Origin of the sequence: Pseudomonas sp. G34 (assembly GCF_031119625.1) — a bacterium.
In the GTDB taxonomy this organism is placed as follows: domain Bacteria; phylum Pseudomonadota; class Gammaproteobacteria; order Pseudomonadales; family Pseudomonadaceae; genus Aquipseudomonas.
Genome location: NZ_JAVHZV010000007.1, coordinates 78,963 through 93,909, shown reverse-complemented (window position 1 = coordinate 93,909; position 14,947 = coordinate 78,963). Strand labels below are relative to the sequence as shown.

The 14,947-nt window shown below is 65.2% G+C and carries 10 protein-coding genes; all 10 read left to right on the top strand.

The genetic code is table 11. The features are described 5' to 3' along the window. Positions 1–34: 34 nt before the first annotated feature. The 10 genes from QYS36_RS04110 to QYS36_RS04065 all read left to right on the top strand — a co-directional run bounded on the left by QYS36_RS04110 (position 35) and on the right by QYS36_RS04065 (position 14,942). Complete coding sequence (locus QYS36_RS04110) at positions 35–1,456, top strand: sigma-54 dependent transcriptional regulator (RefSeq protein ID WP_308838287.1); 1,422 nt, start codon at positions 35–37, stop codon at positions 1,454–1,456. Between the two features lie 645 nt (positions 1,457–2,101). After that, positions 2,102–3,505 (top strand): polynucleotide adenylyltransferase PcnB, encoded by a 1,404-nt coding sequence (locus QYS36_RS04105; RefSeq protein WP_308838286.1) that lies wholly within the window; start codon positions 2,102–2,104, stop codon positions 3,503–3,505. A gap of 3 nt (positions 3,506–3,508) precedes the next feature. Continuing rightward, positions 3,509–3,988 carry a 2-amino-4-hydroxy-6-hydroxymethyldihydropteridine diphosphokinase gene (folK, locus tag QYS36_RS04100; protein ID WP_308838285.1) on the top strand — a complete coding sequence of 160 codons (480 nt, stop codon included), beginning with the start codon at positions 3,509–3,511 and terminating at the stop codon, positions 3,986–3,988. 209 nt (positions 3,989–4,197) lie between these two features. Continuing rightward, complete coding sequence (gene panB / locus QYS36_RS04095; protein ID WP_308838284.1) at positions 4,198–4,998, top strand: 3-methyl-2-oxobutanoate hydroxymethyltransferase; 801 nt, start codon at positions 4,198–4,200, stop codon at positions 4,996–4,998. After that, positions 4,995–5,855 (top strand): pantoate--beta-alanine ligase, encoded by an 861-nt coding sequence (gene panC, locus QYS36_RS04090; RefSeq protein ID WP_308838283.1) that lies wholly within the window; start codon positions 4,995–4,997, stop codon positions 5,853–5,855. Before panB ends, panC begins: the two co-directional genes overlap by 4 nt. 108 nt (positions 5,856–5,963) lie before the next feature. Further along, positions 5,964–7,628 carry a glucose-6-phosphate isomerase gene (gene pgi / locus QYS36_RS04085; RefSeq protein WP_308838282.1) on the top strand — a complete coding sequence of 555 codons (1,665 nt, stop codon included), beginning with the start codon at positions 5,964–5,966 and terminating at the stop codon, positions 7,626–7,628. Between the two features lie 124 nt (positions 7,629–7,752). Beyond that, a complete protein-coding gene (gene acs / locus QYS36_RS04080; protein WP_308838281.1) occupies positions 7,753–9,690 on the top strand; it encodes an acetate--CoA ligase in 1,938 nt (645 codons plus the stop codon). Between the two features lie 245 nt (positions 9,691–9,935). Next, complete coding sequence (locus QYS36_RS04075) at positions 9,936–10,811, top strand: oxygenase MpaB family protein (RefSeq protein WP_308838280.1); 876 nt, start codon at positions 9,936–9,938, stop codon at positions 10,809–10,811. A 97-nt stretch (positions 10,812–10,908) separates the two neighbouring features. Continuing rightward, entirely contained in the window at positions 10,909–11,925 is a 1,017-nt protein-coding gene (locus QYS36_RS04070) for a class I SAM-dependent methyltransferase (protein WP_308838279.1), read from the top strand. A 77-nt stretch (positions 11,926–12,002) separates the two neighbouring features. Beyond that, positions 12,003–14,942 (top strand): DUF748 domain-containing protein, encoded by a 2,940-nt coding sequence (locus QYS36_RS04065; protein ID WP_308838278.1) that lies wholly within the window; start codon positions 12,003–12,005, stop codon positions 14,940–14,942. Positions 14,943–14,947: the final 5 nt, after the last annotated feature.

Genomic DNA, 14,947 nt, shown 5'->3' with positions numbered 1-14,947 from the left:
GCAGGTTCCGAGACCGTCGAGAGAATTCGTTTAAATGCCTCATATCCTGATCGTCGAAGACGAAACCATCATCCGCTCTGCCCTGCGTCGCCTGCTCGAACGCAACCAGTACCAGGTCAGCGAGGCCGGTTCGGTACAGGAAGCCCAGGAACGTTTCGATATTCCTGGCTTCGATCTGGTGGTCAGTGACCTGCGCCTGCCGGGCGCACCGGGCACCGAGCTGATCAAGCTCGCCCAGGGCGCGCCGGTGCTGATCATGACCAGCTACGCCAGCCTGCGTTCGGCGGTCGATTCGATGAAAATGGGCGCCGTCGACTACATCGCCAAGCCCTTCGACCATGACGAAATGCTCCAGGCCGTGGCGCGCATCCTGCGTGACCGCGAGGCGCGCAACCAGGCCGCCGGCGCGCCTGCTGCGCCACGTGGCGCCGAAAAGGCCGATAAGGCAGCCAGCGGCGAAATCGGCATCATCGGCTCGAGCCCGGCCATGCTCGAGCTGTACGGCAAGATCCGCAAGGTCGCGCCCACCGACTCCAATGTGCTGGTGCAGGGCGAGTCCGGTACCGGCAAGGAGCTGGTCGCCCGCGCGCTGCACAACCTCTCCAAGCGCGCCAAGGCGCCGCTGATCTCGGTGAACTGCGCGGCGATCCCGGAAACCCTGATCGAGTCTGAACTGTTCGGCCACGAGAAGGGCGCCTTCACCGGGGCCAGCGCCAGCCGCGCCGGCCTGGTGGAAGCGGCCGACGGCGGCACGCTGTTTCTCGACGAGATCGGCGAATTGCCTCTGGAAGCCCAGGCGCGCCTGCTGCGCGTGCTGCAGGAAGGCGAGATTCGCCGGGTCGGCTCGGTGCAATCGCAAAAGGTCGACGTGCGCCTGATCGCCGCGACCCACCGCGACCTGAAAACCCTGTCGAAAACCGGCCAGTTCCGTGAAGACCTTTATTACCGCCTGCACGTCATCGCCCTGAAGCTGCCGCCACTGCGCGAGCGTGGCGCCGACGTGCTGGAAATCGCCCGCGCCTTTCTCGCTCGCCAGTCCGCCCGTGCGGGCCGCAGCGACCTGCACTTCGGCCCCGATGCCGAACAGGCCATTCACCACTACAGCTGGCCGGGCAACGTGCGCGAGCTGGAGAATGCCATCGAGCGTTCGGTGATCCTCTGCGACGGCAGCACCATCAACGCCGACCTGCTGGGCATCGACATCGAGCTGGAGGATCTGGACGAAGACGTGTTCATGGGCCTGGCGACGCAGAGCGCCACGGTCAACGCGACCAGCCAGGATCCCAGCGAAGACCTGTCACTGGAAGACTACTTCCAGCACTTCGTGCTCGAGCACCAGGACCACATGACCGAGACCGAACTGGCCCGCAAGCTGGGCATCAGCCGCAAATGCCTGTGGGAACGGCGCCAGCGCCTGGGCATTCCGCGTCGCAAGTCCAGCGCCGCCAGCGAATAGCACGGCGCGCAACGCTCTAGGGCGGGTGTTACCGCCGATCATGACAAGACGTAACAAAGCCGGGGTTTACGGTAACGGAATCCCGGCTTTTTTCTGCCCGCAAAACCATAAAAATTTACAAGCCACTGTTTTTAAAGGAAAAATAAAAACTGGCACGGCATATGCTCTATGTCTGGCACAACAACAATAACAAGCATGACCCACGATAATAAAAATAAGACGTAACGGCTTCAGCACAATAAGAACAAGATCGCGGAAGACGCAGCTAACTGATTATTTTGGAGAGGATTGCCTCTCGGCGCCACAGCCAGACAGACAACAACAATAAATGTCGACGGACACCACCCAGTGGGTGAGATCCAGGGCCTGAGGTAGCGTCAGCATCCAAAATAATCCGTTCGCTCTTGCTCCCAGTCGGGAGGTACTCCGGACCCGATCCGGAACAGGCACCCAACAAGAACAACAGCCTGCATAACAAGAACGACATAGCAACATTTATGGGGGAGCTTCGGCTCCCCCAGTCGTATCCCACCCCGGCCTGCCCGCCGCCCCGCTTACGTCCCAGTACCACTCGATGCTAGAATCCGCGCTATTTCTGCGCCTTTCCATTATTCTGGCCGCTCAATTCGTCATACAGTGCCCTCCATGCTGAAAAAGCTGTTCAAGTCCTTCCGCTCCCCGCTGCGCCGTGCGCATCAGCCTCACAGCACGCCGCACGTGCTGAATAACAACCAGCACCCGATCCAACGCGGGCAGATCAGCCGCTACGCCATCAGCGTGGTCGAGCGTCTGCAGAACGCAGGCTACGAGGCCTATCTGGTTGGTGGCTGCGTGCGTGACCTGCTGCTGGGTATCGAGCCCAAGGACTTCGATGTCGCCACCAGCGCCACACCGGAACAGGTCAGGGGCGAGTTCCGTAACGCCCGGGTGATCGGTCGCCGTTTCAAGCTGGTGCATGTGCACTTTGGCCGCGAGATCATCGAAACCGCCACCTTCCGCGCCAATCACCCCGAAGGTGAGGACGAAGAAGACAGCAACCAGTCTTCGCGCAACGAAAGCGGGCGCATCCTGCGTGACAACGTCTACGGCACCCTGGAAGACGACGCCCAGCGCCGCGACTTCACCATCAACGCGCTGTACTACGATCCGGTTTCCGAGCGGATTCTCGACTACGCCAACGGCATGCATGACATCCGCAACAACCTGGTGCGGCTGATCGGCAACCCCACGCAGCGTTACCAGGAAGACCCGGTGCGCATGCTCCGTGCGGTGCGTTTCGCCGCCAAGCTGGACTTCGATATCGAGAAGCACAGCGCCGACCCCATCCACGACCTGGCGCACCTGCTGGGCGGCATTCCCGCTGCGCGCCTGTTCGATGAAGTGCTCAAGCTGTTTCTCAGCGGTTACGCCATCTACACCTACGACCTGCTGGTCGACTACGGCCTGTTCGGCCAGCTGTTCCCGGCCAGCGCCGCGGCGCTGCGGCAGAATCCGGAATACACCGACACGCTGATCCGCAATGCCCTGGACAACACCGACCTGCGTATCCATCAGGGCAAGCCGGTGACCCCGGCCTTCCTGTTCGCGGCGCTGCTCTGGCCGGCCCTGCCGGCGCGGGTGATTCGCCTGCAGGAACGTGGCATGCCGGCCATTCCGGCCATGCAGGAAGCCGCCCACGAACTGATCGCCGAGCAGTGCCAGCGCATCGCCGTACCGAAGCGCTTCACCATGCCGATCCGCGAGATCTGGGACATGCAGGAGCGCCTGCCACGGCGTAGCGGCAAGCGCGCCGACCTGCTGCTGGAGAACCCGCGCTTCCGCGCCGGTTATGATTTCCTGCTGCTGCGCGAAAGCGCTGGCGAGGAAACCGGCGGCCTCGGCGACTGGTGGACCGACTACCAGGACGCCAGCGACAGTGATCGCCGGGTGATGATCCGCAACCTGTCCGGCAAGGACGACGCCGCTGGTGCCACGGGCGCCCCGCGCAAGCGCCGGCGTAGCGGCGGTGCCAAGCGCAAGCGCAACCCCCAGGGCGGCGCTGGCGAGTAACTGATGGAACGCGCCTATATCGGTCTGGGCAGTAACCTCGCCGAACCCGCCGAGCAGCTGCGTCAGGCGCTCGCCTCCCTGGCGCAATTGCCAACTACGCGCCTGGTCAGCGTTTCCTCCTTCTATGTCAGCGACTCGCTGCTGCCTGGTCAGCCTCGCTATACCAATGCCGTGGCGGCGCTGGATACCGATCTGCAAGCCCTGGCACTGCTCGACGCCCTGCAAGCCATCGAACTGGGTCAGGGCCGCGAGCGACATGAGCGCTGGGGGCCGCGCACCCTGGACCTGGATATCCTGCTATTCGGCAATCAGCAGATCGACGAGCCGCGCCTGCGTGTGCCCCATTACCAGATGCACCTGCGCGCCTTCGTGCTCTACCCCCTGGCGGAGATCGCCGCCGATCTCGAATTGCCCGACGGCCGCCCCCTCGGCGAGCTGCTGGCGGCCTGCCCGTTCGCAGGCCTGGAGCGTCTGCAGCCCTGATACCTCGGGCACACCGCCAGCGGTAACGACGTAACAGCGCGGTAACACATTCGATTGACTTGCGCCCTTGCCATCGGGACTATAGCCACCCATTGCCCCTGCCGGGGCCACATTGAAGCAGCCCTGCTGCCCCTTCGATGCCAACGTGAACCTGCGCCACGAGAGCCTGCATGAACAGGCCCGCACAGGTTCCGAGTGAGGATACGTTCATGCCTGATGTAACCCTGACCACCCTGCGAGCGCTCAAGCAGAAGGGTGAGAAAATCACCATGCTGACCTGTTACGACGCCACCTTCGCCGCTGCCTGCAGCAAGGCCGGGGTCGAAGTGCTGCTGATCGGCGACTCGCTGGGCATGGTGCTGCAGGGGCATGACAGCACCCTGCCGGTGAGCATGGCCGACACCGTCTATCACACCGCCAGCGTCAAGCGCGGCAATGCCGGCGCGCTGATCGTCGCCGACCTGCCGTTCATGGCCAATGCCACCCTGGAGCAGACCCTGCACAACTCGGGCCTGCTGATGCAGGCCGGCGCCCACATGATCAAGGTCGAAGGCGCCGCCTGGCTGGCCGAATCCATCAGCAAACTGGCCGAACGTGGCGTGCCGGTGTGCGCGCACATGGGCCTCACGCCCCAGGCGGTGAACATCCTCGGCGGTTACAAGGTGCAGGGCCGTGAACACAGCCAGGCGCGCCAGATGGTCGCCGACGCCATCGCCCTGGAGCAGGCCGGCGCCGCCATGCTGCTGCTCGAATGCGTGCCGAGCGACCTGGCCGGCGAAATCAGCCGTACGGTGAATGTGCCGGTGATCGGCATCGGCGCCGGCCCGCAGACCGACGGCCAGGTACTGGTACTGCACGACATGCTCGGCCTGTCGCTGACCGGCCGGGTGGCCAAGTTCGTGAAGAACTTCATGAGCGGCCAGGCGAGCATCCAGGATGCCCTCGCCGCCTATGTAAAAGAGGTCAAGGCGGTCAGCTTCCCGGCCGCCGAGCACGGATTCTCCGCATGAACACCGTCAATACCGTGCGCGAGCTGCGCGCCGCCGTTGCCCAGGCCCGCCAGGAAGGCAAGCAGATCGCCCTGGTGCCGACCATGGGCAACCTGCACGCCGGCCATGCCGCCTTGGTGGAGAAAGCCGCGCAGCGCGCCGACTTCGTGGTCGCCAGCATCTTCGTCAACCCGATGCAGTTCGGCCCGGCCGAGGACCTCGACAAGTACCCGCGCACCCTGCAGGCCGACCAGCAGCGGCTGATCGACGCCGGCTGCGATCTGCTGTTCCACCCGAACGTCGAGGAGATGTACCCCGGCGGCATGGGCGAGCAGACGCGGGTCAGCGTGCCCGGTGTTTCCGAAGGCCTGTGCGGTGCCAGCCGCCCGGGGCATTTCGAAGGCGTGGCCACCGTGGTGACCAAGCTGTTCAACATGGTGCAGCCGGATCTGGCGGTGTTTGGCCAGAAGGACTTCCAGCAGCTGGCAGTGATCCGCACCCTGGTGCGCGACCTCAACATGCCGATCGAGATCATCGGCGAGCCCACGGTGCGCGCCGACAGCGGCCTGGCCTTGTCGTCGCGCAACGGTTACCTGAGCGACGAACAGCGTGCCACCGCCAGCGTGCTGTACCGCTCGCTGAAGCAGATCGCCGGGGCCGTGCAGGCCGGCGAACGCGACCTGCCCAAGTTGATCGCCATTGCCCAGCAGCAGCATGCCGCTGCCGGCCTGCGCGCCGACTACCTGGAAGTACGCGAAGCGCAGAGCCTGCGCAGCATCAGCCCGGGTGATCGCGAGCTGGTCGTGCTGGTGGCGGCTTACCTGGGTAACACCCGGCTGATCGATAACCTGAGCTTCACCCTGGATCAGGGCTACTGATAGACCGCAGCACGCCTACACTGAAAGCCCGGACAATCAACCGGGCTTTTTAGTATGCAGAACACACCGTTGAAGCCTGCCCACCCAATGCCCCAACAAGGATGCCCCATGGCGTATCACCGTCAGCCGCTCGATGTTCTCGCCCTCCCCACCTGGCAGGCGCTGCAACAGCACCGCCAGGCCATGCAGCACTTCAGCATGCGCGATGCCTTCGCGGGTAATGCAAAGCGGTTCGAGCAGTTTTCCCTGAGCAGTTGCGGCCTGTTTCTCGACTATTCGAAGAACCTGGCCAGCGACCAGACCATCGCCCTGCTGATGGCCCTGGCCCGTGAAGTCGGCCTGGAGCAGTCGATCCGCGCCATGTTCGACGGCGAGAAGCTCAATGCCTCGGAAGGCCGCCCGGCATTGCACACCGCCCTGCGCCGGCCGCTGGGCGACAAGGTGCTGGTCGACGGCGTCGATGTGATGCCCCACGTACAACGCGTGCTGCAGCAGATGACCGAGCTGGTCGGGCGTATCCACAGCGGCCTGTGGCGCGGCTATACCGAGAAGCCGATCACCGACGTGGTGAACATCGGCATCGGCGGCTCGTTCCTCGGCCCGCAACTGGTTTCCGAGGCCCTGCTGCCGTTCGCCCAGCGCGGCGTGCGTTGCCACTACCTGGCCAATATCGACGGCAGCGAGTTTCACGAGCTGTCGGCCAAGCTGCAGGCGGAAACCACCCTGTTCATCGTCTCGTCGAAGTCCTTCGGCACCCTGGAAACCCTGAAGAACGCCCAGGCGGCGCGCGGCTGGTACCTGGCCCAGGGCGGCTCGGAGGCCGAGTTGTACCGCCACTTCATCGCCGTGTCGAGCAACCGCGAGGCCGCGGCGGCATTCGGTATTCGCGAGGAAAACATCTTCCCGATGTGGGACTGGGTGGGCGGCCGCTATTCACTGTGGTCGGCCATCGGTTTGCCGATCGCCCTGTCCATCGGCATGTCCAACTTCAAGGAGCTGCTGGCCGGCGCCTACAGCATGGACATGCATTTCAAGACCGCGCCGTTCGAGCAGAACATGCCGGTGCTGCTGGCCCTGCTGGGCGTGTGGTACGGAAATTTCTGGGACGCCCAGAGCCAGGCGATCCTGCCGTACGACCACTACCTGCGCAACATCACCAAGCACCTGCAGCAGCTGGACATGGAGTCCAACGGCAAGCGCGTGCGCCAGGATGGCAGCCCGGTCAGCGGCGCCACCGGCCCGGTGATCTGGGGTGGCGTGGGCTGTAACGGCCAGCACGCCTACCATCAGTTGCTGCACCAGGGCACCCAGCTGATTCCGGCGGATTTCATCGTGCCGGTGGTCAGCTTCAACCCGGTCGCCGACCACCACCAGTGGCTGTACGCCAACTGCCTGTCGCAGAGCCAGGCGCTGATGCTCGGCAAATCCCGCGAGGAGGCCGAGGCCGAACTGCGTGCCAAGGGCATGAGCGAAGAAGACGTGCAGCGCCTGGCGCCGCACAAGGTGATCCCCGGCAACCGGCCGAGCAATACCCTGGTGCTCGAACGCATCAGCCCGCGCCGCCTGGGTGCGCTGGTTGCCCTGTACGAACACAAGGTGTTCACCCAGAGCGCCATCTGGGGCATCAACGCCTTCGACCAGTGGGGCGTGGAGCTCGGCAAGGAGCTGGGCAAGGGCGTCTACTCGCGCATGGTCGGCAGCGAGCAGAGCAGCGCCGAAGACGGCTCCACCCAGGGGCTGATCAACTACTTCCGCGGTCGCCATCGCGGTTGATCCTTATGGCAGGCGCCCGACAGTGGGCGCCTGCAATACGTTGAACCACTCTTGGTCTCGCCCTAAAACTTGGCTGCTACCCTTGATGTCTATTGCGGACATATAACAACAAGGGTGACTCGCCATGTCTCTACCCCATCGCTATCCCGTCAGCGACGCCACGCGCCAGCGTACCCACCTCGACGACGCTGCCTACCAGCGTCTTTATCGCCAGTCGGTCGATGACCCGCAGACCTTCTGGGGCGAGCAGGCCAACGCCTTTCTCGACTGGTACAAACCCTGGGATGAGGTCTGCAGTGGCAGCCTGAGCCAGGGCGACGTGCGCTGGTTCTCCGGCGGCCAGCTGAATATCAGCCATAACTGCATCGACCGCCATCTGGCCAAGCGTGGCGATCAGGTGGCACTGATCTGGGAAGGCGACGACCCCAAGGACTCGGCCCGCATCACCTACAAACAGCTGCACGAGCAGGTTTGCCGGCTGGCCAACGTGCTCAAGGCGCGCGGCGTGGAGAAAGGCGACCGGGTGTGCATCTACATGCCGATGATTCCCGAGGCCGCCTACGCCATGCTCGCCTGCACGCGCATCGGCGCGGTGCACTCGGTGGTGTTCGGCGGCTTCTCGCCGGATGCCCTGCGCGACCGCATTCTCGATGCCGACTGCCGCACGGTGATCAGCGCCGATGAAGCGGTGCGCGGCGGCAAGCGCATCCCGCTCAAGAGCAACGTCGACAAGGCGCTGAAGAGCTGCCCGGGCGTATCCAGCGTATTGGTGGTCAAACGCACCGGCAACCCGGTCGACTGGGACGACAAGCGCGATCTCTGGTACCACCAGGCCGTGCAGCAGGCAGGCGCCGACTGCCCCGCCGAGCCGATGGACGCCGAAGACCCGCTGTTCATCCTCTACACCTCGGGCAGCACCGGCAAACCCAAGGGCGTGCTGCACAGCACCGCCGGCTACCTGCTGCAGGCGGCGATGACCCACAAGTACGTATTCGATTACCACGACGGCGATATCTACTGGTGCACCGCCGATGTCGGCTGGGTCACCGGGCACAGCTACATCGTCTACGGCCCGCTGGCCAATGGCGCCACCAGTCTGATCTTCGAGGGCGTGCCCAACTACCCGGACACCTCGCGCTTCTGGCAGGTGATCGACAAGCATCAGGTGAACATCTTCTACACCGCACCGACCGCCCTGCGCGCACTGATGCGCGAAGGCGAAGCGCCGGTGAAGGACACCTCACGCAGCAGCCTGCGCCTGCTCGGCAGCGTCGGCGAGCCGATCAACCCGGAAGCCTGGGAGTGGTACTTCAAGGTGGTCGGCGAACAGCGCTGCCCGATCGTCGACACCTGGTGGCAGACCGAGACCGGCGCCATCATGATCACCCCATTGCCGGGCGCCACCGACCTCAAACCCGGCTCGGCGACCCGCCCGTTCTTTGGCGTGCAGCCGGTGCTGCTCGACGAGCAAGGCAAGGAAATCGACGGCCCCGGCGCCGGCGTGCTGGCGATCAAGGCCAGTTGGCCGAGCCAGATCCGCAGCGTGTATGGCGACCACAAGCGCATGCTGGAGACCTACTTCACCGCCTACCCCGGCTACTACTTCAGCGGTGACGGCGCACGCCGCGACGAGGACGGCTACTGGTGGATCACCGGGCGCATCGACGACGTGATCAACGTCTCCGGCCACCGCATCGGCACCGCCGAAGTGGAAAGCGCCCTGGTGCTGCACGACGCCGTGGCCGAGGCGGCGGTGGTCGGCTATCCCCATGACGTCAAGGGCCAGGGCATCTACGCCTTCGTCACCACCATGAATGGCGTGGAGCCCAGCGACGAGTTGAAGAAGGAGTTGCTCAGCCTGGTCGGCAAGGAGATCGGCAGCTTCGCCAAACCGGAGCTGATCCAGTGGGCGCCGGGCCTGCCGAAGACCCGTTCGGGCAAGATCATGCGCCGCATCCTGCGCAAGATCGCCTGCAACGAGCTGGACACCCTGGGCGACACCTCGACCCTGGCCGACCCGGCGGTGGTCGACAGCCTGGTGGCCGAGCGGCTCAACACCTGAGTGCAGGCTCCCTGGGTATCGCTGCGCTCGACCACAGGCTACAGCAGGCAATGAACCTGTAGCCCGACGTTGAGCGTAGCGATACCCGCGGGCATTCTCGCGCAGCGTCACGACAGCCCGGCGCATTACGCCCCCGATGGTCCCTCACGCTGCGCGTGGCAATGCATTCGGGGCCGCTCCGAGTCCCCGGGCGAGTGAGCCCGCAATGACTTGTGGCCGGCAGCGCAGCGCTTTAGGCTCGCGCCATGGAAATCATTCGCCGCCGCATCGAACAGCAAGCCCTGAGCCTGAGCGGCATTTCTCTCGGCCAGATCGACTTCGAAAACCCCAAGGGCGACCCCGGCCTGTTCGGCCCGGACGCCGTGTGCTGGCGCATCCACGGCGACTTCACCAGCATGCTTATCGGCGGTATCACCGCCCTGCTGCTGCAGGCCCTGCATCCATTGGCGCTGGCCGGGGTCTGGGATCACTCCAACTTTCGCGAAGACCTGCTCGGCCGCCTGCGCCGCACCGGCCAGTTCGTCTCCGGCACCACCTTCGCCAGCCGAGCCGACGCCGACTGGCTGATCGACAAGGTCAGGCGCATCCACCTGCACGTCGTCGGTACCGCGCCGGAGGGCCGCCCCTATAGCGCCAGCGACCCTGAGCTGCTGACCTGGGTACATGTCGCCGAAGTGCACAGCTTCCTGCAGGCCCACCTGCGCTACCTCAACCCGCAGATGAGCGGCGCCGATCAGGACCGCTATTACGCCGAGGTCGCCCTGGTGGCCGAACGCCTGGGCGCCGGCGACGTACCGCGCGACCGTACGCAGATCGACAGCTACCTGCAGCGTATGCGCGGCCAGTTGTGCTGCGACGAGCGCTCGCGGGAAATCCTGCGCATCCTGCTGGCGGCGCCTGCGCCGAGCCGGCTGGCCGCGCCGGTGGGCAAGCTGTTCATGCAGGCCGGCATCGACCTGTTGCCCGACTGGGCGCAGCAGCTGCTCGACCAGCCCATGACACCGCTGCACAGCCGCCTGGTGCGCGGCGGCGTGCAGGGCATCGCGCCGATCATCCGCTGGGCGGTGCGCAGCGGCTCGTTGCACCGCTCGCGGATTCGCATGGGCCTGCCGCCGTACTGACAGCTCCGGCGAGCCAGGCATGCAACACGGCCCGGCAGGCGTTTAAGCGATTCCGAGGGTGGTAGACTGCGTGCCCCCTTTTCCACGAGTCGCCGCCATGCCGTCTCTCGACCAGGCAGTGCGCGCCGCACTCGCCAATCGCCAAGCCCTGATCGCCGAACTGCACGCGCAGGACACCGATTGCTATCGCCTGTTTCACGGTAGCCAGGAAGGCGCCAGCGGCCTGACCGTCGACCGTTACGGCCAGCAGTTGATGGTGCAAAGCTTTCACCAGACGCTGAGCCGTGACGAGCTGCTGGCCCTGCACGAGCAGGTCAACGAAACCCTCGGTTTCGCGACGCTGCTGGTCTACAACGACCGCTCCAAGGGCAACTCGCGCGTCGACCGCAGCGACCCGGTGTACAGCGCCGCTGACGATGCGCTGGCCGACCTGGTGGGCCGGGAATGGGGCCTGAACTACCGGGTGCGCGGCCGTCATGCCGGGCAGGACCCGCTGCTGTTTCTCGACCTGCGCAACGCCCGCGGCTGGGTACAGCGCCATAGCGCCGGCAAGCGCGTGCTCAACCTGTTCGCCTACACCTGTGGCGTGGGCCTGAATGCCGCCGCGGGTGGTGCCAGCGAGGTGGTGAACCTCGACTTCGCCGAAGGCAACCTGGCGGTCGGCCGCGAGAATGCTGCGCTCAACCCGGCGCTGCCGGCCATGCAGTTCGTGCAGTCCGACTACTTCCCGGCGATCCGCCAGTGGGCCGGCCTGCCCATCGCCGCCCGTCGCGGCCACAAGCTGCCGAGCTACCCGCGCCTCGAGCAGCGCCAGTTCGACCTGGTGTTTCTCGACCCGCCGGCCTGGGCCAAGAGCGCCTTCGGCACCGTCGACCTGCTGCGCGATTACCAGAGCCTGCTGAAGCCGGCGATTCTCGCCACCGCCGAAGACGGCACCCTGGTGTGCTGCAACAACCTGGCGAAAGTGCCAATGGACGAGTGGCGCGAACAGGTGCTGCGCTGCGCCGCGAAGCTGGGCCGTGCGGTACGCGAACACGAGCAATTGCAGCCGGCCGCGGACTTCCCCTCGAGCGATGGTAATCCGCCGCTGAAGACCCTCGTCCTGCATTTCTAGGAACCAGTGGCTTTCCGTGGAACCGGGGGCCCATGCCATAATCCAAGGCACTCCCGCCAGGAAGATGAAGCGAAACCATGTCCAAAGGATTGCGCCGCGCCGCCACCGCCCTGTTGATCGCCCTGGGGCTGTACAGCCTGATTGGCTTCTTGATCCTGCCGGGCGTTGCCCTGCGTATCGCCAATCAGCAATTGGAGAACTACGCCACCCAGCCGGCGCGGCTGGATCGTCTGCAGTTCAACCCCTTCACTTTGGAACTGAAATTGTGGGGCCTGCACCTGGGCGAGCCCGGCAAGGAGCAGGTGGCGTTCGAACACCTGGCGCTCGACCTGCAGCTGGACAGCCTGTGGAGCGGCGCCCTGCACCTGGCGGATGTCACCCTGGTCAAGCCGCACACCGAGGTGCGCTTCGCCAAGGACGGCAGCCTGAACCTGGCGCAACTGTTCAAGCTGCCGCCCAGCGAGCCCAAGGCCGACGAGCCAGGCGATCCGTTTCCCCTGCGCATCGAGCGCATCGAACTGGCCGGCGGCAACCTGCGCTTTCAGGACCTGCGCCCGCAGGAGCCGATCGACATCCACTACGACGACCTGAACCTCGAGCTGCACAACCTCAGCACCCTGCCCGACGACAACGCCGACATGACCCTGGTGGCCACAGGCCCGGCAGGCGGGCGCATCGACTGGCGCGGCGAGCTGAGCCTCAGCCCGTTCAGCTCCAGCGGCACCCTGAAGATCACCGACGAGCCCATGCAGGCGTTCTGGCCCTATGTTCGCGACGCCTTGCCACTGGTGCTCGAACAGGGCGTGGTGAACCTTGCCACCGATTATCGCCTGGACCTGCGCAAGGGCACCGAGCTGACCCTCAGCAACACCCGTATCAAGGCCGCGCCGTTCGCCATGCAGACCCCGGATGGCAAGCCGCTGATCAAGCTGCAATCCCTGGAAGTCAGCGAAACCTCGCTGGACCTGGCCAAGCAACAGGTGGTGATCGGCAAGGTGCGCGGCCAGAAGCTCGAAGCCTGGGCAACGCGCGAAAAAGATGGCGAGCTGGACTGGCAGAAGCTGTTTGCCGGCGAAACGGGCCAAGGTGCCAAACAGGCCCCGGCCGCCGACACCGATCAACCAACGCCCGGCAAAGCAGCGAATGATGCGCCGGCGAAACAGCCGGCCAAGCCCTGGCAGGTGCAGGTCAAGGACGCACAACTGCGCGATTACCACGCTCACCTGGTGGATCGCGTACCCGACGAGGAAGTCGCCGTCGAACTCGGCCCGCTCAACCTCGACATGCACAACTTCGACAGCCTGGGCACCTCGCCCTTCACCCTCAAGCTCGATACCGGTGTCGGCAAGCAGGGCAAGCTGCAAGCTGAAGGTCAGGTGCAGCTGAGCCCGACCACCGCCAACCTGAAAGTCGCCACCCGTAACCTCGACATGCGCGTGGCACAGGCGTACATCAGCCCCTTCGTGCACCTGGAGCTGCGCAGCGGCCTGCTGAGCAGCGATCTCGACGTCGCCCTCACCGGCACCGAACCACTGGCGCTGCGCGTGCAGGGCAAGGCTCAGGTGACCCAGCTGCATACCCTCGACACCATCAAGGACCGCGACCTGCTGCGCTGGAAGCAGCTGGATCTGGGCGGCATCGACTACCGCCATGGCGAGCGCCTGGATATCCAACGGGTCGATCTGCAACAGCCCTACGCGCGTTTCGTGATCAACGAAGACCTGACCACCAACGTCAACGAGCTGATCGTCAAGCAACCGGCTGGCAATGCCTCGCAGGCCAAGTCGTCGGCCGCGGCGGCCGAGGACAAACCGCTGGCGATCCGCATCGGCGAGGTCAGCCTCAAGGACGGTTCGGCCAACTTCGCCGACTTCAGCCTCAGGCCCAACTTCGCCACCGCCGTGCAGCAGCTCAATGGCCGCATCGGCACCCTGGACAGCACCAGTAGCAAGCCTGCGCCGGTGGATATCAGCGGCAAGGTCGACCGCTACGCGCCGGTCAGCATCAAGGGCAGCCTGACGCCGTTCGACCCGATGCAGAGCCTGGATATCGCCACCCAGTTCAAGCAGGTCGAGCTGACCACCCTGACGCCCTACTCCGGCAAGTTCGCCGGCTACCGCATCCGCAAGGGCCGCCTGAACCTGGACCTGCACTACCGCATCAACAACGGCAAGCTCAACGCCGAGAACAAGGTGCTGGTCGAGCAACTGCAACTTGGCGAGAAGGTCGACAGCCCGGATGCCGTCGACCTGCCGATCCGCCTGGCGGTGGCGCTGCTCAAGGACACCCAGGGGCGTATTTCCCTGGAGCTGCCCCTGCAGGGCGACCTCAATGACCCGCAGTTCAGCGTCATGCCGATCGTCTGGCAGACCCTGCGCAACCTGGTGCTGCGCACGGCCCAGGCACCATTCAAATTCATTGGCGGCCTGGTCAGCGGCGGCAGCAACATGGACCTGAGCACCATCGTCTTCGCGCCTGGCAGCGCCGAGCTGGACGACCAGGCCCGTAAAGCCCTCGACACCCTGGCCAGCGCCCTGCAGGAGCGCCCGGCCCTGCGCCTGGAAATCGAAGGCGCCGCCGCCCAGAGCAGCGACGGCCCACTGCTCGCCGAACAGCGCCTGGAGCGCGAGTATCAGGATTACCTGTACCGCATCATGCAACGCCGTGGTGACCAGGTGCCGGCCAGTGCCGAAGAGCTGGCAGTGCCCGAGGACGAAAAGGCACCGCTGCTCGAAGGCATCTACCGAGCCCGCCTCAAGCAGCAGCCACCGGCCGAGTGGGCCAACCTGAGTGATGAACAACGCACCGCGCAATTGCATGCCGCGGTGCTGGCATCCTGGAGCGACAGCCGCGGCCTGCAACGCCAGCTGGCACAGGCACGTGCAGCGGCGATCAAGGCCTATCTGGTGGACAGTGGCAAACTGGCCGACGAGCGCATCTACCTGCTCGACGTCAACCTGGGCCAGGCCGAACCCGATGGCCGCGTGGCAACCCCCCTTCATCTGGGCAGCGAGTGATACAC